Annotated in this window: 12 protein-coding genes; 5 read left to right on the top strand and 7 right to left on the bottom strand. The window is 65.6% G+C overall.

What is annotated here, in order from left to right:
• Positions 1–2 precede the first annotated feature (2 nt).
• Both IGW04_RS18565 and IGW04_RS18560 read right to left on the bottom strand, forming a co-directional pair.
• The gene (locus IGW04_RS18565; RefSeq protein WP_194714581.1) at positions 3–1,265 is read right to left on the bottom strand and encodes an aromatic ring-hydroxylating dioxygenase subunit alpha; all 1,263 of its coding nucleotides are present in this window, start codon (positions 1,263–1,265) and stop codon (positions 3–5) included.
• A gap of 25 nt (positions 1,266–1,290) precedes the next feature.
• Positions 1,291–2,274, bottom strand: a complete 984-nt coding sequence (locus IGW04_RS18560) for a 2Fe-2S iron-sulfur cluster-binding protein (RefSeq protein ID WP_194714580.1) — start codon at positions 2,272–2,274, stop codon at positions 1,291–1,293.
• A gap of 97 nt (positions 2,275–2,371) precedes the next feature.
• On the opposite strand from IGW04_RS18560, the gene IGW04_RS18555 reads away from it, so the two are divergent.
• Positions 2,372–3,286, top strand: a complete 915-nt coding sequence (locus IGW04_RS18555; RefSeq protein ID WP_194714579.1) for a LysR family transcriptional regulator — start codon at positions 2,372–2,374, stop codon at positions 3,284–3,286.
• 15 nt (positions 3,287–3,301) lie between these two features.
• On the opposite strand, the gene IGW04_RS18550 is transcribed toward IGW04_RS18555, so the two are convergent.
• Positions 3,302–3,739, bottom strand: a complete 438-nt coding sequence (locus IGW04_RS18550; protein WP_194714578.1) for a nuclear transport factor 2 family protein — start codon at positions 3,737–3,739, stop codon at positions 3,302–3,304.
• Positions 3,740–3,896: 157 nt separating this feature from the next.
• Positions 3,897–4,376, bottom strand: a complete 480-nt coding sequence (locus IGW04_RS18545) for a c-type cytochrome (RefSeq protein ID WP_194714577.1) — start codon at positions 4,374–4,376, stop codon at positions 3,897–3,899.
• A 257-nt stretch (positions 4,377–4,633) separates the two neighbouring features.
• Here IGW04_RS18545 and IGW04_RS18540 point away from each other — a divergent pair, with 257 nt between their 5' ends.
• The 3 genes from IGW04_RS18540 to IGW04_RS18530 all read left to right on the top strand — a co-directional run bounded on the left by IGW04_RS18540 (position 4,634) and on the right by IGW04_RS18530 (position 9,268).
• Positions 4,634–5,938: a dicarboxylate/amino acid:cation symporter gene (locus IGW04_RS18540; protein ID WP_194714576.1), complete on the top strand. Its 1,305-nt coding sequence runs from the start codon at positions 4,634–4,636 to the stop codon at positions 5,936–5,938.
• A 127-nt stretch (positions 5,939–6,065) separates the two neighbouring features.
• A complete protein-coding gene (locus tag IGW04_RS18535; protein ID WP_194714575.1) occupies positions 6,066–7,931 on the top strand; it encodes an ATP-binding protein in 1,866 nt (621 codons plus the stop codon).
• Positions 7,928–9,268, top strand: a complete 1,341-nt coding sequence (locus IGW04_RS18530) for a sigma-54-dependent transcriptional regulator (protein ID WP_194714574.1) — start codon at positions 7,928–7,930, stop codon at positions 9,266–9,268. Before IGW04_RS18535 ends, IGW04_RS18530 begins: the two co-directional genes overlap by 4 nt.
• Before the next feature lie 25 nt (positions 9,269–9,293).
• Here the strand turns inward: IGW04_RS18530 and IGW04_RS18525 are convergent, their stop codons facing one another.
• The 3 genes from IGW04_RS18525 to IGW04_RS18515 form a co-directional block, all read right to left on the bottom strand.
• Positions 9,294–11,339 carry a TRAP transporter permease gene (locus tag IGW04_RS18525; RefSeq protein WP_194714573.1) on the bottom strand — a complete coding sequence of 682 codons (2,046 nt, stop codon included), beginning with the start codon at positions 11,337–11,339 and terminating at the stop codon, positions 9,294–9,296.
• Between the two features lie 88 nt (positions 11,340–11,427).
• Entirely contained in the window at positions 11,428–12,387 is a 960-nt protein-coding gene (locus tag IGW04_RS18520) for a TAXI family TRAP transporter solute-binding subunit (RefSeq protein WP_194714572.1), read from the bottom strand.
• Between the two features lie 399 nt (positions 12,388–12,786).
• Positions 12,787–15,474 carry a bifunctional diguanylate cyclase/phosphodiesterase gene (locus IGW04_RS18515; RefSeq protein ID WP_194714571.1) on the bottom strand — a complete coding sequence of 896 codons (2,688 nt, stop codon included), beginning with the start codon at positions 15,472–15,474 and terminating at the stop codon, positions 12,787–12,789.
• Between the two features lie 261 nt (positions 15,475–15,735).
• On the opposite strand from IGW04_RS18515, the gene IGW04_RS18510 reads away from it, so the two are divergent.
• Positions 15,736–18,915, top strand: a complete 3,180-nt coding sequence (locus tag IGW04_RS18510; RefSeq protein ID WP_194714570.1) for an efflux RND transporter permease subunit — start codon at positions 15,736–15,738, stop codon at positions 18,913–18,915.
• The last annotated feature ends 12 nt before the right edge of the window (positions 18,916–18,927 follow it).

The raw sequence follows: 18,927 nt of genomic DNA, 5'->3' as shown, positions 1-18,927 counted from the left end.
CGTCAGACCTCCATCACCTTGCGCCAGTAGTGGTACATGCCGCGGATCAGCGTCTCGGTCACCATGTGGTCGGTGTTGCCGCAGTCGTAGCCGCCCAGCTCCGCCAGCGCCCGGTGGAAGGGCTTCTGCTCGAAGCCGCTCTGCGAGAACTCGATCACCTCGCCATCGTCGGCCGAGACGAAGCCGGCCGGGCCGAACAGGTTGGCCTGGATCAGCCGGCGCTCGGTCATTTCCGGCGTGTCGTCCTCGAAGCCGAAATGGGTCCAGACGAAGTCGAAGGAGCCGGTGCCGTTGGGCTGGATGTGGCGGGTCGACACGCTGTTGACCTGCTGCTGGAAGATCACGCTGGGAAACAGCGTCATCATCACTGCGGTCGGGCCTTGCCACCATGGCTCGGGCACGATGTCGAGCAGGCGCTTGTCCTGGATCTCCATGCTTTCCTTGAAGCTGGTGACGCCGGCCGTGACCTCGGACCTGGCGCCGCCGCTGCCGCGGGTGGAGATCATCGCGGCATGGCGGTACTGCGCATCCATGATGAGCTGCGACTTGTTATCGGCACGCCACAGGCCGTAGGTGATGAACCAGGTATGCAGCAGGCCCGGATGGTAGGGGTCCTTGATGTTTTCCTGCATCAGCTTCCAGTTGCCCGGTATGCGCTGGCGGTTGTAGCCGAGGATGGTCAGCTTGCGGCCGTTGAACAGGCGGTCGAAGTAATGCAGGATGTCCGGCCCGAGAAAGTCTTCCAGCGGCTCGATGCCGTGGTCGAAGGAAGCGAACACCACGCCGCCGCGGGTAGCCACCTTCAGCCTGGTCAGGCCGTGCTCCCCGGTGTTGAATTCCTTCGGCATGCCGCCCTGCACGCGGCCATCCTGCTTCACGCCGCGCCGGAACGGCACGCCCTGCAGGTCGCCCTTCAGGCTGTAGTTCCATTGGTGATAGGGACAGACGAACTCGGTCTGGTTGCCGTGGCGCTTGCGGCAGAACTGCATGCCGCGATGGGCGCAGACGTTTTCAACCACATTGATGCCGCCATCCGTATCGCGCACCATGATCACCGAGCGCTCGCCGACCACGGTGCGCTTGAAGTCGCCCGGGTTCGGGATCTCCGCCTCCAGGCCGACATAGCACCAGTGGCCCTGATAGAAGAAGCGCTCCAGTTCCTTCTTGTACAGCGCTTCATCGGTGTAGGCCCAGAACGGGATGCGGCTGCTGCCATCGCCTTCCCATTTAGGGTCTTTTGGAAATACCCCAGGCATGTCGCCCATGCTGTCTCCTTGTCGATAGTCTTATCTAGTCCATTGCCGGGTAAAACGCGTCGGCATGCAGCTTGTCCGGCACCACGCCACGGGCTTTCACCAGCAGTGCCGCCGCTTCCACCATGGCCGGCGCGCCGCACAGATAGGCCCGAAAACCCGCCAGGCTGGCCCAGTCCTGGGCCACCGCCTCGGTCACCAGGCCGCGCCGCGCCGTGCCCTCGCCGCCGCTGGCAATCACGATATGCACATGCAGGTTGGGATGGGCATCGGCCAGCTCGGCCAGCCGGTCGGCGTAATACACGTCCTGCGGCGTGCGCACGCCGAAGTACAGGTGGACCGGATCGCGCATGCCGGCAGCGATCGCGCCGCGCACGATGGAAAGCACCGGCGCCAGGCCGGTGCCGCCGGCCACGCACAGCATCGGCCCCTGATGCTTCGTGCGCAGGTAGGCGGTGCCCAGCGGACCGCTCACCCGCACCGCGTCGCCGGGCTTGAGTTCGGCCGCGATATGCCGGGTGACCCGTCCGCCCGGCACCAGCCGCACATGGAATTCGAGTTCATCGTCCTGCGGCAGTCCGGCCATCGAATAGGGCCGCACATGGGCCGGCGTGAACTGCAGGCTGGCGTACTGGCCGGGCGAGAATGCCAGCGGCTTGGCGGGTTTCAGGCGCAGCCGCAGGATGTCATGGGACAGCGCATCGATCGCAAGCACGGTGGCCTTCAGGATGCGTGCAGGATGGGTGACGATCTCGTCCGGCTCCGGTATCTCGATCGTGCAGTCTTCGCTCAGCACGCTGGTGCAGGCCAGCACATACTGGTCCTCGCCTGGATTGGTGATCTTGCCCTGGCGCCCGGTATCCAGCACGCTGCCGGCGCTGACCCTGCAGCGGCAGGTGCCGCAGCGGCCGGCGGTGCAGCTGTAGGACACCGCGATGCCATGCTCGCGCAGCGTGGCCAGCAGGTTGGCGCCGGGACTGGCTTCGATGGTGCGGTTGGCTGGCTGCACGAGCAGTTTCATGGACGATCCCCTGGCTTGCGTTGGGCGATTATAGGCAGGGAAGTAAAATAAACGAATAAAATCCGGTGAATCCACCGTATTGATTTCATGAATACCCATGCAACTCAAAGACGTCGACCTGAACCTGCTGATCGTGTTCCACCAGCTTTTCACCGAAAGAAGCGTGTCGGCCGTCGCCGCGCAACTGGGCCTGACCCAGCCGGCGGTCAGCAATGCGCTGGCGCGGCTGCGCAGGCTGATGAATGACGAGCTGTTCCTGCGCACCTCGCGCGGCATGGAGCCCACGCCCTACGCGATTGAACTCTCCGAGCCGGTGGCCTATGCGCTGGGCGCGCTGCATGACGCGCTGAACCGCAAGACCGATTTCGACCCGGCCGCCAGCAACCGGAAATTCACGGTGGCGATGACCGATATCGGCGAGATCTACTTCCTGCCGCGCCTGATGACACGGCTCGCGCAATTGGCGCCAGCGGTGACCGTCAGCACGGTGCGCAACCGGGAAACCAACCTGGCCGATGCGCTGCAGGCCGGGCATGTGGACCTCGCGCTGGGCCTGCTGCCGCAGCTGAAGTCGGGTTTTTTCCAGCGCGGCCTGTTCCGGCAGCGCTATGTCTGCATGTTTCGGAAGGGCCATGCGCTGGACCGGGAGGCGATCTCAGTCGAAGCATTCGCCGCGGCCAGCCATGTGGTCGTGGTCGCCGAGGGCACCGGGCATGCCACGGTGGATGAATCGATACAGCGGCGCGGCATCGCCCGCAATGTGGTGCTGACCGTGCCGCACTTCGTTGCGCTGGGCCACATCCTGTCCAGCACCGACATGGTGGCCACCGTTCCGGAGCGGTATGCACAGGCCTGCCTGGCGCCGTTCGACCTGCGCTACCTGCCGCATCCGGTGCCGCTGCCGGACATCGGCATCAACCTGTTCTGGCATGCCAGGTTCCACAAGGACCCGGCAAGCATCTGGGTGCGCAATGTCATCTTCGACCTGTTCTCCGACCAGGCGCAGCCATAGAAGGCGGCCCGGCGTTCAGACTGCGCCCGCCATGTCTTCGTTGCTCAGCAGCGGCGCCGACATCGCGGCTACAAAACTTGCCGAGTTGTTGTACTGCTCGAAACGGGCGATCTTTCCGTTTTTCATCGTGAAAACATGCACCCAGGCATCGTCGAACTTCGCGCCGTTTTCCAGCACCTTGCCGCGCGAGATCCCGCTTACGGCCACCTTGTCGCCGTCGGCAATAAAGCTTTGCGGCTCGAAGTGCTCGAATTCAATGGCTTGCGACATCAGCTGGAAAAAACGGCCTACCTCCGCCTTGCCGTGAAAGCTGCCTGAAAAGGAAATCGGTTCGTTTTTCGGGCTGACCCAGGCTATGTCATCGGCGCAAAGGCCGATCACGCCTTCGATATCGCCCTTCATGAACATGTCGTAGCCGCGCCTGGCCAGTTGCCGGTTTGCTTCGGTGCTCATCATCGTCTCCTTGCGCCGCGTCGACAAATCCGGCAATCGGCCGGATTCGCGGCGACGTGGATAGACATTAGGCGGGCATGCTGCGCCCGGACTGAGAGAAGTCAAACTTGGGGCTGGTTGCATCAGTCCGGAAGCGGGTCTATTGCCGTGCAGTAGCTCAGCGGCTTCCCTGATTTCGCTGCAGTGTCACTTCCTTCTGCGCCTCCAGTGCATCCGCCGGCCATCCGCTCTTGATATACGCCAGCACCGCCTGCACGTCGGCATCCGACAGCAGCCGTTCATAGGCCGGCATGTCGCTTTCGTAAGCGTCGGGCGCGGTCTTGCCCGGCACCAGGCCGTGCTTGACGATATCCACCAGCACCGCGTCCGGGTGATGCCAGGTGTGGCCACTGGCGTCATGCGGCGGCGCCGGCAGGCGGCCGTCGGGCCGGCGCTCGCGCCAGTTCGGCTGGCCTTCCATGCTGGCGCCATGACAGGCGGCGCAATGCTGGGCATAGATGGGCTTGCCCCGCGACACCAGGGCCGCGTCGGACGGATCGATATACGCTGCCGCAGCGCCGGGCCGGCCAATGAAAAGCGCTGCGGCCGCTGCCAGGGCCAGACCAGCCGCCGCTGCAATGAAAATCCCTTTGTTCAACTTCCTCTCCCGCCGGCAACGCCATTCCGGCCCAGTGCCATCCGGATTTCCGAACGACTTGAGGCCGCATTATCCGGGAATCCGGACACGGCCACGCCGGCCTGAATTTTTACCTTGTTAATCAAAGGCTTGCACTTCCACTTGGAAAGCCAAGACTGGCACGTCTTGTGCTGAACAGGAGGGCGGTCAGCAAATGGCCTTGAAAGCCGGGCACCGCCCATTCGTCCCAATCAGCCAGAAGCAAAAGGAACCCTCCGATGAAACGGAACAAACTTACCAGCTGGATCGCCATTGCCATGGTGTCCGGCGTTGCAGTCGGCTATCTCTGCCACTCGCTTGCCGCGGATGCCGCGGCGGCCAAGGAGATTGCCAGTTATTTCACGATGGTCACCGACATCTTCCTCCGGCTGATCAAGATGATCATTGCGCCGCTGGTGCTGGCCACCCTGGTCGGCGGCCTGGCCGGCATGGGCGACGCCAGCGCGGTGGGCCGCATCGGCGGCAAGGCGCTGGGCTGGTTCATTACCGCGTCGCTCTGCTCGCTGATGATCGGCCTGGTGATGTCCAACCTGCTCCAGCCCGGCCATGCGGTCAATGTGCCGCTGCCGGACGCCGGCGCCGCCACCGACTTGAAAACGAACGCACTGAACCTGAAGCAGTTCGTGACGCACGTCTTCCCCAAGAGCATCGTCGAGTCGATGGCCAACAACGAGATCCTGCAGATCCTGGTGTTTGCGCTGTTCTTCGGCGTGGCGCTGGGCAAGCTGCATGACAGCACCGCCCGCAGCCTGTTGAAAACCACCCAGGAAATCGGCCATGTGATGCTGCAGGTGACCGACTATGTGATGCGCTTTGCGCCGGTGGGCGTGTTCGCCGCAGTCGCCGCCATCATCACCACCCAGGGCCTGGGCATATTGCTTGTGTATGGCCGCTACATGGCCAGCTTCTTCGCCGCGCTGGCAGTTCTGTGGATGGTGCTGATCTTCGCCGGCTACTGCGTGCTGGGCCGCGAGGTGTTCCGGCTGCTGAAGCTGATCCGCAATCCGATGCTGATCGGCTTCTCCACCGCGTCCAGCGAGTCCGCCTATCCGAAGCTGATGGAGCAGCTCGACAAGTTCGGCGTGCAGAAGAAGGTCACCAGCTTCGTGCTGCCGCTGGGCTATTCCTTCAACCTCGACGGCTCGATGATGTACACCGCCTTCGCCGCGCTGTTCATTTCCCAGGCCTACAACATTCCGCTGACGCTGGGCCAGCAGATCACCATGCTGCTGGTGCTGATGGTGTCGTCCAAGGGCATCGCCGGCGTGCCGCGCGCCTCGCTGGTGGTGGTGGCCGCGGTGCTGCCGATGTTCAACCTGCCGGAAGCCGGCCTGCTGCTGGTGATGGGCGTGGACCATTTCCTCGACATGGGCCGCACCGTGACCAACGTGCTGGGCAATGCGATCGCCACCACCGTGGTGGCCAAGTGGGAAAACGCGATCGATACGGTCGACCCTGCCCTGGCCGAGTCCGAGGACGTGCTGCCGCTGCCCGAGGAAGAACGGGAAACCACGCCGGCATAGCAGCCAGGCGCCGGCAAGGAGCGACATGCGCAAGCCAACGATGATGCAGCAAGGTTTTTCCGGCGGAAATGACGCCGGAATGCCGGCGGGCCGGCATAATCCGGAAATCCGAACGGCCCCCGTTGTCATGCTCCCTGCCCTGTCCCTGTCGCGTGTCGCCGCCCTGCTGCTGCTGTTTGCGGCGCTGACGCTGGGCGCGTCGCAGCTGGCCTTCCGCTACAGCCTGTCGGCCGGCATGGCCGAACTGGAATCCACCGGCCGCCACCGGCTCGACCTGTACGCCGCCAGCCTTGAACGGGAAATCGACAAGTACGGCTATTTCCCGGCGCTGCTTGGCCTGGACCAGAGCGTGCTGGACATGCTGGCCGCGCCCGACGCCGCCCGCGTGGCGCGCATGAACCATTACCTGGAACAGCTCAATGCCCGCGCCGGCAGTCTCTCGATCTACATACTCGACCGCGAAGGCCGGGTGGTTGCCAGCAGCAACTGGCGCCAGCGCGACAGCTTCATCGGCGAGAACCTGTTTTTCCGGCCGTATTTCCGACAGGCGCTGGAAACAGGCGCCGGCCGCTTCTTCGGCATCGGCACCACCCAGGGCGAGCCCGGCTATTACCTGTCCTCGGCGCTGGCCAGCGGGCACGACGTGGCCGGGGTGGCGGTGGTGAAAGTCGGCCTGCGCCAGCTGGAACAGTCCTGGGGCGCGGTCGAGGCGCCGGCGCTGGTGTCGGATGAAAACGGCGTGGTGATTTTGTCCTCGGTGCCCGACTGGAAATTCACCACCATCAAGCCGCTCGACAAGGCCACGCTGGAAGCCTTCGAGCGCACCCAGCAGTACAACCGCCAGGCGCTGGCGCCGCTGGGCGTGAAGGAGCTGTCGGTGCTGGAGGACGGCGCCCGCCTGGTGCGCCTGCCGGCGACCGCGACCGCGGCGCCGGTGTTCCCGCTGGCGGGCAACTTCCTGGCCCAGACCCGCAACCTGCCCGGCACGCCGTGGAACATCACGGTGTATTCCCCGCAGGCCCAGGTGCGCACCATCGCCGTCAACCGCGCCGCGCTGGCCGGCGCCTTCGCCGCCTTCCTGTTCATCCTGGCGCTGCTGCTGAACCAGCGCCGCCGCCACCTGCAGGACCAGCTGGCGGCGCAGGCCGCGCTGCAGCGGGCGCATGACGAGCTGGAGCGCAATGTGATCGAGCGCACCGCCGACCTGTCCTCGGCCAACGAACGGCTGATAAAGGAAGTGGCGGAGCGCACCCAGGCCGAGCGCACCCTGCGTTCGGCGCAGGACGAGCTGGTGCAGGCCGGCAAGCTGGCCGTGATCGGCCAGCTCTCGGCCGGCATCGCGCATGAGCTGAACCAGCCGCTGGCCGCGCTGCGCACCCTGTCCGGCAATGCCCGCAAATTCCTGGCGCGCGGCAACCAGGAGACCGCCAGCAGCAACCTGGAACGGATCGACCAGCTGGTCGACCGCATGGGCCTGCTGACGTCGCAGCTGAAGTCCTTTGCCCGCAAGTCGTCCGGCAAGCCGCAGGCAGTGCCGGTGCGGCGCGCCATTGAGAATGCGCTGTTCCTGCTGGAGCAGCGGCTGAAACAGGCCGGCACGGTGGCCTGCGTCGACCTGCCGCCGGACGAGCTGGAAGCCTGGTGCGACCCGAACCGGCTGGAGCAGGTACTGGTGAACCTGGCCGGCAACGCGCTCGACGCGATGGAAGGCCAGCATGCGCCGGTGGTGGACATCTCAGCCAGCCGGCGCGACGGCCGCATCCTGATCCGGGTGCGCGACCGTGGCCCCGGCATCAGCGAGGAAGCCAGCGGCCGCCTGTTCGAACCCTTCTTCACCACCAAGGAAGCCGGCGGCGGCCTTGGCCTGGGGCTGGCGATCTCCGCCGGCATCGTCGCCGACTTCGGCGGCGCGCTGTCCGCCGACAACCTGCCCGAAGGCGGCGCGGTGTTCACCGTCGACCTTCCCGCCGCACCGCAAAGGCCCGCTTCATGACCGACAAACTGCAGGTACTGATCGTCGAGGACGATCCCGATGTGCGGCTGGGCTGCACCCAGGCGCTGGAGCTGGAGGACATCCCCGTGATGGCGGTCGACAACGCCGAACTGGCCTGCCGCCGCATCGCCCGCGATTTCGCCGGCGTGATCGTCAGCGACATCCGCCTGCCCGGCATGGATGGCATGGCCCTGCTGGCGCAGGTGCGCGCCGTCGATGCCGACCTGCCGGTGGTGCTCATCACCGGGCATGGCGATGTGTCGCTGGCGGTGCAGGCGATGAAGAACGGCGCCCACGACTTCATCGAGAAGCCGTTCTCGCCGGACTACCTGGTGGAAGTGGTGCGGCGCGCGCTCGACAAGCGCCGCCTGACGCTGGAAGTGCGCCGGCTGCAGGCCCGGCTCGAAGGCCGCGACCGGCTGGAAAACCTGCTGATCGGCCGTTCCGCCAGCATGGTGCGGGTGCGGCAGCTGGTGGCCGAACTGGGCAACAGCGCCGCCGACATCCTGATCGAGGGCGAGACCGGCGCCGGCAAGGAGCTGGTGGCGCGCAGCCTGCACGAGGCGGGCCCGCGCCGCAGCGGCAACTTCGTCGCGATCAATTGCGGCGGCCTGCCCGAGACCCTGTTCGAGAGCGAGATCTTCGGCCACGAAGCCGGCGCCTACACCGGCGCCGGCAAGCGTCGCATCGGCAAGATCGAGCATGCCAGCGGCGGCACCCTGTTCCTGGACGAGATCGAATCGATGCCGATGGCGATGCAGATCAAGCTGCTGCGGGTGCTGCAGGAACGCACGCTGGAGCGGCTGGGCAGCAACACGCCGGTGGCGGTGGACTGCCGCGTGGTGGCCGCCACCAAGGCCGACCTGAAGCACTTGTCCGACCAGGGCCTGTTCCGTGCCGACCTCTACTACCGGCTCAATGTCGCCACCCTGCCGCTGCCGCCGCTGCGCGAGCGGCGCGAGGATATTCCGCTGCTGTTCGAGCACTTCCTGCTGCAGGGCGCCGCGCGCCACCAGCGTCCCGTGCCGGAACTGGCGCCGGCGCAGATGAACCGGCTGATGGCCTATGACTGGCCGGGCAACGTGCGCGAGCTGCGCAACGTGGCCGAGCGCTGCGTGCTGGGCATCGCTTCCGGCTTCGCGCCTTTTTCCGGCAATGCCGAGGCCTCCGGCCCGACGCCGCTGCCGGAAGCCGTTGCTGCCTATGAACGCGCCCTGATCGTCGACGCGCTGGCCCGCAACGGCAACAGCCTGGCGCGTGCGGCGGAAGCCCTGGGGCTGGCCAAGACCACGCTGCACGACAAGATCAGGAAGTATCGGCTGGGGGAGCAGGGGTAGGGGGTGGGATGGCTGCCAGACTGCATCAACCAGCCCTTGACCCCGCCACCACACTTTTCCCCCGCAACTGCTGCATCACCACCGCCGCAATCAGCAGCCCCAATCCCAGCAAGTCATAGAACGTCCCCGGATAAGCCAAAGTGAATCCCGCCACCAGCAGCAACGTGCGCTCAAGCCAATTGGTGCGGATGAACATCCAGCCCTGGAACCCTGCCGCCAATGCCGCGATGCCGGCCGCCGCGGTCAGGCTGACCTGGGCGATGGACCACCAGTTCGCGCTGGCCAGCGCCTTGGTCGACCCCATCAGCAGCAGGCCCTGCCCGCTGCTGTCGAGCACGAACATGAACGGCAGCAGGAAGGCCGGCACCGTGTACTTCCAGCATTGCATCGTCGTCTTGTACGGGTCGCCGCCGGTAATGGCCGACGCCGCGAACGGCGACAAAGCCGTCGGCGGCGAGACTTCCGACAGCACCGCGTAATAGAAGATGAACATGTGCGCCGCAAAGTCCGGCACGCCCAGCTTGGTCAGGGCCGGCGCGGTGATCACCGCGCAGATGATGTAGGAAGCCGTCACCGGCACCGCCAGTCCGACGATCCATACCACCAGCGCGGTATAGACCGCGGTCAGCAGCAGCGAGCCGCCGGCGTAGTTGATCACGATGGAGCTGAACTTCAGGCCCAGGCCGGTCAGTGTCACCACGCCGACGATGATGCCGGCGCCGGCGCAGGTGGCGGCGACGTTGAGCATGCCGACCGAGCCGGCTTCCAGTGCCTTGACCAGCCGCGAATCGACGATGTGGCGCCATACCGAGCCCCTGCCGCGGAACAGGTCATAGGACAGCAGCGCGCAGTCGCGGTCGAGGAAGCTGACGAAGAAGGTGACGATGGTGGCCCAGAACACCGACAGCACCGGCGAATAGCCAAGCAGCATGAACACCACGATCGATATCAGCGACACGAAATGAAACCAGTAGCGCCGCGTCAGGTTCCACAGGCTGTCGGCCTTGGCGAACACGGTATTGCCCATGCCGTACTTGCGCGCATCGATTTCCACCATCAGGAACAGCGCCAGGTAGAACAGCACCGTCGGGATGGCCGCCATCAGCAGCACGTCGAGATAGGAAATCTTCAGGAACTCGGCGATCAGGAAGGCCGCCGCGCCCAGCACCGGCGGCGAGATGATGGCGCCAAGCCCGCCTGCCGCCAGCAGCCCGCCGGCGGCGTTGCGTTCATAGCCTACCTTCTGCAGCATCGGCCAGGCCACCGAGCCCAGCGTGACCGTGGTTGCCACGCCCGAGCCGGAAGGGCCGCCGAGCAGGAAGGAAGCCAGCACCACGGTGCGGCCGGCGCCGGTCGGCTTGCCGCCCATCGCGGCGAAGGAAAAGTCGATATAGAACTTGCCGGCCTTGGAGAACTGCAGGAAGGCGCCGAAGATGGTGAACAGGATGATCAGCGAGGAGGACACGTCCAGCGCCACGCCGAAGATGCCCTCCAGCGTCATGTACATCTGGCCCACCAGCCGGCCCAGCGCATAGCCCTTGTGGGTCCAGGGTTGCGGCAGGTAGGCGCCGTACAGCGCGTACAGCACGAAGCCGATCGTCACCACCGGCATGATCCAGCCGGCGGTGCGGCGCATCGCTTCCAGCACCAGCACCATCAGCAGCGCGCCAAGCACGATGTCCCAGGTTTCCGGCATGGTATTGCGGTCGTTGAAGTCGTCGCCGCCCATGATGGCGTAGGCAATGATCACCAGCGACAGCAGGGCCGCGATCCAGTCCCACCACATGATGCGGTGGCGAAAGCGCCGCGCCACCGGAAAGATCAGGAAGGTCAGGAACAGCACGAAGGCCAGGTGCACCGGGCGCAGCACCTGCGTGGGCACGATCGCATAGGCGCTGTAGAGATGGAACAGCGACATCACCACGGCGGTGAAGGTCAGGAAGCCGGCAATCCAGCCGGTCATGCGGTTGGCAGCGCCTTCCTCTTCCTCGATGTAGGCTTCCGCCTTTTTCAATGCCTCGTCGTCCACGCCGGCGGCCAGCGCCGGGTCCGGCTTGCTACTTTCAGTCATAAGGTTTCCGGTGTTGTTAAGCATGCGGCTTGCCGGCCGCCGGCTGCACGCAACAGCGCGCAGCCGGGGCAGGCTGGCATCGAGGCGCTCAGTTCAGCTTGATGCCCTTTTCAGCGTAGTACTTGGCGGCGCCTGGATGGAACGGCACCGGCGTGGCGCTGGTCTTCTGGTTTTCCAGCTTGAAGTTTTCCGCTTCCTTGTGCACCGCGATCAGCTCGTCGCGCTTCTCGAAGATAGTCTTGGCGATGTTGTAGGCGGTCTTGTCGTCCATATTCTCGTTCGCCACCAGGATGTTCATCACGGTCGCCTGCTGGTTGTCGGCGGTCATGCCGTGGTACATCGACTTGGGGATGGTGTCGGTCACATACAGGTTGCCGTACTTCTTGTTCATCACGGGCACGGTCTCGGCATGGTCGACCATCTTGATTTTGGTGCCGGGCGTGTTGGCCAGGTCGGTCACGGCGGCGGTCGGCAGGCCGCCAACCCAGAAGAAGGCATCGATCTTGTTGTCCTTGATCGCATTGACCGATTCGGCCACCGAGAGGCGCTCGCGCTTGACGTCCTTGTCCTTGTCCAGGCCGGCCGCCTCCAGGATGCGGAAAGCCATCACTTCGGTGGCGCTGCCCGGCGAACCGGTCGACACATGCTTGCCCTTCAGGTCCGACAGCTTGCTGATATTGCGCCCCTCCACCGTCACCAGGTGCATGCGGTTGGGATAGAGCACGGCGATGGTCCGCACCGGTATCTTCTTTGACTTGAACTTGTCTTCGCCCTTGTAGGCATCCTGCGCCGCGTCGGACATGCTGAAGCCGACATAGGGCTGGCCGGAGCCGACCAGCTTCAGGTTGTCCACCGAGCCGCCGGTGACCTCGGCCGTGGCCTGCAGGCCCGGCACATGCTTGGACAGCACCGCCGCGAGGCCGCCTCCGAGCGGGTAGTACACGCCGCCGGTGCCGCCGGTGGCAATGGACAGGTTCTGGGCGCCGGCCACTCCGGCAAGGCCGATCGCCAAGGTGGCCACGCAGGCCCGCAGTAATTTCGTCATCATGCTTGTCTCCTCAGATTAATAGATGGATAGATGGATTGTCGAGTGCTTCAGCACTTCTTGACGGGAATGGCGGATGTCGTCCCGGAACTTGCCCGGAACGCGTGTGCGTCGCCAGTGGCGACGGCGGTAAAGGGCACGGCCATGCCTGCGGCGGGCCAACGCCATCTGTGATTGGGGTGCATTGCTGTCTCCTTTTTAGGCACTGGGTCCTGTCGGCCCGGCGCTCGTCAAGCGCGCTCACGCTTGCGCTTCGATATAGTCGAAGTCGTCACATGGAAACATGCTTCCAACAAACCGTCAACTGCTATGAAGCCATGAAGAGACTGTGGTTAAGGCCAGGCTCATCAGTACCGCGGCATGGCATCGCCGCGCTTGCGCCGCAACGCGAGCCTGGACCCGTCAGGGCAGTGGAAACAGGAAGCGCCTGGTCAGCAGCACCGCCAGTTCATGCGCTGGCACCGGGGCTGATACATAGTAGCCCTGGGCTTCGTCGCATTGCAGCTGCTGCAGCAGCTGCAGCTGCTCGGCCGTTTCAACGCCCTCGGCGACGACCCGCATGCCGATCGCATGCGCCATCGCCAGGATGGCGGTGAAGAAAGCCAGGTCTTCCGGGCCGTTCGCGATCTGCGCCGTGAAGGACTGGTCCACCTTCAGGCCATCCATGTCCAGCCGCTTCAACTGCGACAGCGAGGAATAGCCGGTGCCGAAGTCGTCCACATACAGCTTCACGCCAAGCGCGCGGATTGCCGCCAGCTCGGCGCCTGCCATGCCCTCCTGCGCCACGGTGGCCGACTCGGTGATCTCGACCTCGATCTGGCTGGGGTCGATGCCGTGGTGCGCCATGCAGCGGGCAAGACAGGCGCTGACGCCGGCGCGGTCGATCTGGCGTGCCGACACGTTCACCGACAGCGGCACCACCGGCAGGCCCGCATCGCGCCATTGCGCCAGCTGGGCACAGGCCTTGGCGATCACCTGCTCGCCCAGCGGCACGATCAGGCCGTTCTCTTCGGCCAGGCTGATGAAATCGTCCGGCGGTATCAGGCCGCGCTGCGGATGGCGCCAGCGCACGAGCGCCTCCATGCTGGTCATTTCGCCGCTGGCTACATCGACGCGCGGCTGGTAATACAGCTCGAACTGGTCGGCTTCCAGTGCCTGCCGCAGCTCGGCCTGGCGCGTCACCCGCCGCAGCAGGACTTCGGAAAGGCTGGCGCGGTAGAGGCAATAATTGCCCTTGCCGGCGGTCTTGGCTGCATACATGGCGATGTCGGCATGCTTGAGCAGGGTTGGTCCGTCGTCGCCATCCCGTGGAAACAGGCTGATGCCCACCGAAGCCTGCACCGTATGCCGGGCGCCGCCGCCGATCGTGAAGGGGTCGCCCAGCGCGGCAATCAGGCGCCCCGCCACGTGCAGCACATCCTCCTCGCTGCGGGCCGACGCCAGGATGATGGTGAATTCATCGCCCCCCAGCCGGGCGATGCTGTCGCCGGGACGCACCAGCGCCTTGAAGCGCAGCGCGGCCGCGCGCAGCAGTTCGTCGCCGGCGGCGTGGCCCAGCGTGTCGTTGACATTCTTGAAGTCGTCGAGATCGACGAACATCACCGCCACCAGCATGCCGGCGGCACGCGCCTGCTCCAGGGTGTCCGGCAGATGCTGCATCAGCCAGTGCCGGTTGGGCAGCATGGTCACCGGGTCGGCATTGGCCAGGCGATGCATGGTTTCCTGCTGCAGCTTGGCATCGGTGATGTCGCGCAGCGTCACGGCCAGGCCCATGCCAGAGCGCTCCAGGCGGCGCTGCAGCCATTGCGGCTCGCGGCTCTCATGCGGCGGCACATACACCTCGTCCTCATAAAAGCCGCTTTCCATCGCCTGGCGGCAGGCCGGCAGCATATGGGACTGGAATAGCAGCGGCGCGGTGGCCGACAGGCGCTTGCCCAGCAATTGGGCGCGCTGCAGGCCGCGGTAGAAGGCGCCGCGCTCGTTGCAGTCCTCGATCAGCAGGTCGACGATCTGGCGCTGGCCGTCGTACAGCGGGCGCAGCATGTAGAAGCCTTCGCGCGCGCTCTCGGTCGCCAGCCGGTATGCCGCCTCCACTTCCCTTGCATATTCCCGGCGCAGCACGCGCAGGGCGGAATAACCCATGCCCGTCCCGGCCACCAGCAGCAGGAGAATGCTGGCTGCCAGCGCGATCAACTGCAGTTCGCGCTGGCGGTCTTCATAGGCAACCATCAGATTCTGTTCCGCCAGGCCTACCAGCCCGACCATGGGATAGTTGCGGGCATGATGCCAGCCGACATAGCGGGCGCGGCCATCCACGAACCGGGTGCCGGGCATCTTTTCCAGGCCCGCCGGCGCCGCCAGGGCCGGGGTCTCCTTCAGCACCGGGCCGGCGGCGGGTTCGGCGCCGATCATCCGGGCGGCGAGGAATACGCCGTCGGCACGGCGCGCCGCCATGAAGTCGCCCTTGCCCAGGCCGGTGTAATCAGCGATCGAGGTCAGGTAGGCGGGCTCGATGGCAACCACGATCAGGCCGTCGAACGCGCCCTGTGCATCGTCTAGACGGCGCGACAGGATCAGCACCGGGCGCTTCATGCGCATGCCATCGACCGGCTTCGAAAACAGCAGGCCCTGGTCCTTTGCGCGATGCGCCTTGAAATAATCGCGCTCGCGTATCGATGGCTCATTGCGGCCCAGCGCGAGCGTGCTCGTCACCGGCATGCCGCGCCGATCGACGATCGTGATGGACAGCCCGGCCGCGGCCGGCACCAGGCCCTGCTTGACCTGCTCTTCCAGCAGCACGTCGCCGGCGCTTTTCTGCCAGTGATACTTCAGGCTCAGCATGATGTAGTCGATCTGGCCGATGATGCGGTCCAGCTGCTCGGCATAGGACCTGGCCTGGGCCGAGGCATTGGCGAAGGCGCGCTGGCTGATGGCGCGCTTCTCGTTTTCCATCATCCAGAAAGCGCCGCTCCACAGTGCCGTGGCAACGGCGCCAAGCACCAGCGGCCACACCAGCAGTGAGCGCAGGTTACTGCTCAGATAGCGCAGCTTTTCGGCGGAACTGAATGGCAGCGGTTGTGTGGAAGTCAAAGTCGTCGGCGCATCGGGAATGGGCGCGACAATTGTAAGCTGCCGCAAGCGGGCGTGTTTTACTTTTTGCGCCACAATCGATCGCCGTCATTGCGCGCGACCGATCTTCCCTAACCCATATTCAACAATGGCCAGCCACCGCCGGTTAACACGCGACCATTGGCCGGCGCGCTCGTTCCACGCTACCCGCAAGGGGCAACGACCGAGATAGCCCGCACTCAGTATAATCAAGGCCATTTTTTCCCAGCCCGCCTCGCCATCATGTCCATGGTCCAACTTGCACTGCGCCGGCCCTACACCTTCATCGTGATGGCGCTGCTGATCCTGCTTGCCACGCCGTTCGTGCTGCGCAAGATGGCCACCGACATCTTCCCCGAGATCGACATCCCGGTCATCAGCATCATCTGGAACTACAACGGCCTGTCGGCGCAGGAGATGGGGCAGCGGGTGGCGGCGCAGACCGAGCGCGGGCTCACCACCACCGTCAGCGACATCGAGCATATCGAGTCGCAGTCGCTGTCGGGCGTCACCGTCATCAAGATCTTCTTCCAGCCCACTGCCAACATCCAGACCGCGATCGCGCAGACCGTGGCCTCGGTGCAGACCCAGGTGCGGCAGCTGCCGCCGGGGATCACGCCGCCGCTGGTGATCAAGTACTCGGCGTCGAGCATCCCGGTGATCCAGCTGGCGCTGTCGTCCACCTCGCTGCCCGAGCAGACCGTGTTCGATGCCGCCGTCAACCAGCTGCGGCCGCAGCTGGTGACGATACCGGGCGTGGCCATCCCCTTCCCCTACGGCGGCAAGATACGCCTGATCTCGGTCGACCTCGACATGCAGGCGCTGCAGTCGCGCGGCATGGCGCCGATCGACGTGGTCAATGCGGTCAATACCCAGAATTTGATCCTGCCCTCCGGCACCGCCAAGTTCGGCGAGACCGAGTACAACGTGCGCATGAACAGTTCGCCCGACGCCATCGCCGGCCTGAACGACATGCCGGTGCGCACCGCCGGCGGCGCCACCACCTATGTGCGCGACGTGGCCCAGGTGCGCGACGGCTTCTCGCCGCAGACCAATGTGGTGCGGCGCGACGGCGAGCGCGGCGTGCTGCTGTCGGTGCTGAAGAACGGCGGCGCCTCGACGCTGGACATCGTCGAGAACCTGCGCGCGATGCTGCCGGTGGCGCTGCAGACGATGTCGCCCGACATCAAGGTCACGCCGCTGTTTGACCAGTCGGTGTTCGTCAAGGCCGCGATCAAGGGCGTGGTGGCCGAAGCGGTGATCGCGGCCGGCCTGACCGCCGCCATGGTGCTGCTCTTTCTCGGCAACTGGCGCAGCACCCTGATCATCGCCGCCACCATACCGCTTTCCATCCTGGCGTCCATCCAGATGCTGTACCTGATGGGCCAGACCCTGAACCTGATGACGCTGGGCGGGCTGGCGCTGTCGGTGGGCATCCTGGTCGACCAGGCCATCGTCACCATCGAGAACATCGAGCGCCACATGCAGCTCGGCGCCAGCCTGGAAGACGCGATCCTGACCGGCGCCGGCGAGATCGGCATTCCGGTGCTGGTGGCCACGCTGTGCATCTGCATCGTGTTCGTGCCGATGTTCTTCCTATCCGGCGTGGCGCGCTTTTTGTTCGTGCCGCTGGCCGAGGCGGTGGTGTTCGCGATGGCGGCCTCCTACCTGCTCTCGCGCACCCTGGTGCCGACCCTGGTGATGCTGTTCATGCGCGGCCATGGCGCGCAGGATGGCGCCAAGCCCAGCCTGCTGCAACGGCTGTACCGGGCCTTCGACCGCCGTTTCGAGCAGGTGCGCCGCGCCTACATGCTGATCCTGTCGACGCTGCTGTCGCGCCGGCGCGGCTTCCTGATGATGTTCCTCGGCTTCTGCCTGCTCTCCACCCTGCTCTTTCCCTTCCTCGGCCGCGACTTCTTCCCCACCGTCGACGCCGGCCAGATCCGGCTGCACATGCGCGCGCCCACCGGCACCCGCATCGAGGAAACCGCGCTGCTGGCCGACCGGGTCGAGGCGGCGATACGCGAGATCATCCCCGCCGACCAGCTCGACACCATCCTGGACAACCTCGGCGTGCCCAACAGCGGCATCAACCTCTCCTACAGCAATGCCGGCACCATCGGCGCGATGGATGGCGAGATCCTGCTGTCGCTGCATGAAGGCCACCGCCCCACCACGGAATTCATCAGCCGCCTGCGCGCCGAACTGCCGCGCCGCTTTCCGGGCGTGGAGTTCTTCTTCCAGCCGGCCGACATCATTACGCAGATCCTGAACTTCGGCCTGCCGGCCGCGATCGATGTGCAACTGTCGGGCAACAACATCGCCGGCAATGCCGCGCTGGCCGGCGAACTGGCCAAGGCGATCAGGAAGATACCGGGCGCGGTCGACGTGCATGTGCACCAGAAGCTGGACAACCCGACCCTGGAACTGCAGGTCGACCGCTCGCGCCTGCAGCAGCTCGGGCTGAACGTGGCCAATGTCGGCCAGAACCTGCTGATCGCGCTGTCGGGCAGCTCGCAGACCGCGCCCGCCTTCTGGCTCAATCCGCAGAACGGCGTGGTCTACAACGTCGCGGTGCAGGCGCCGCAATATCGCGTCGATTCGCTCGATGCGCTGCTCAATATCCCGGTGGCCGCAGGCGCTGCCGCGCCGGGCGCCACCCCGCAGCTGCTGGGCAACCTGGCCGAGGCCAGGCCGACGCAGAGCCTGCCCATCGTCTCGCGCTACAACATCACGCCTGTGATTGATCTCTATGTCAGCGTGCAGGGCACCGACCTCGCCAGCGCGGCGCGCCAGGTCAATGCCGAAGTCGAGAAGATCCGTTCCAGGCTGCCGCGCGGCAGCCAGGTCGCGGTGCGCGGCCAGGTCGAGACCATGCAGTCCTCCTTCGCCGGCCTGCTGGCCGGCCTGGCCATGGCCATCGTGCTGGTGTACCTGCTGATCGTGGTGAACTTCCAGTCCTGGATCGACGCCGCCATCATCATCGCGGCGCTGCCGGCGGCGCTGGCCGGCATTGCCTGGATGCTGTTCATCACCGGCACCACGCTGAGCGTGCCGGCGCTGACCGGCGCCATCATGACGGTCGGCGTGGCCACCGCCAACAGCATCCTGCTGGTGGACTTCGCGCGGCAGCGGCGCGCCGATGGCATACCGATTCTTGCCGCGGCGCTGGAAGGCGGCGCGACCCGCATCCGGCCGGTGCTGATGACGGCGCTGGCAATGATCATCGGCATGATCCCCATGGCGCTGGGCATCGGCGAAGGCGGCGAGCAGAATGCGCCGCTGGGGCGCGCCGTGATCGGCGGCCTGCTGTTCGCCACGGTCTCGACGCTGTTCTTCGTGCCGGTGGTCTACGCGGCCGTCCACCAGCGCCTGGCAGCCCGACACGCGGCGCGCGCCGGCATGCTGCCGGCCGCTCACTAAAACGCAACAGGA

This window comes from Noviherbaspirillum soli (assembly GCF_015352955.1).
Taxonomy (GTDB): Bacteria; Pseudomonadota; Gammaproteobacteria; order Burkholderiales; family Burkholderiaceae_D; genus Noviherbaspirillum_A; species Noviherbaspirillum_A soli.
The sequence above is the reverse complement of the archived record's forward strand: the minus strand, read 5'-3'. Positions and strand labels throughout refer to the sequence as shown.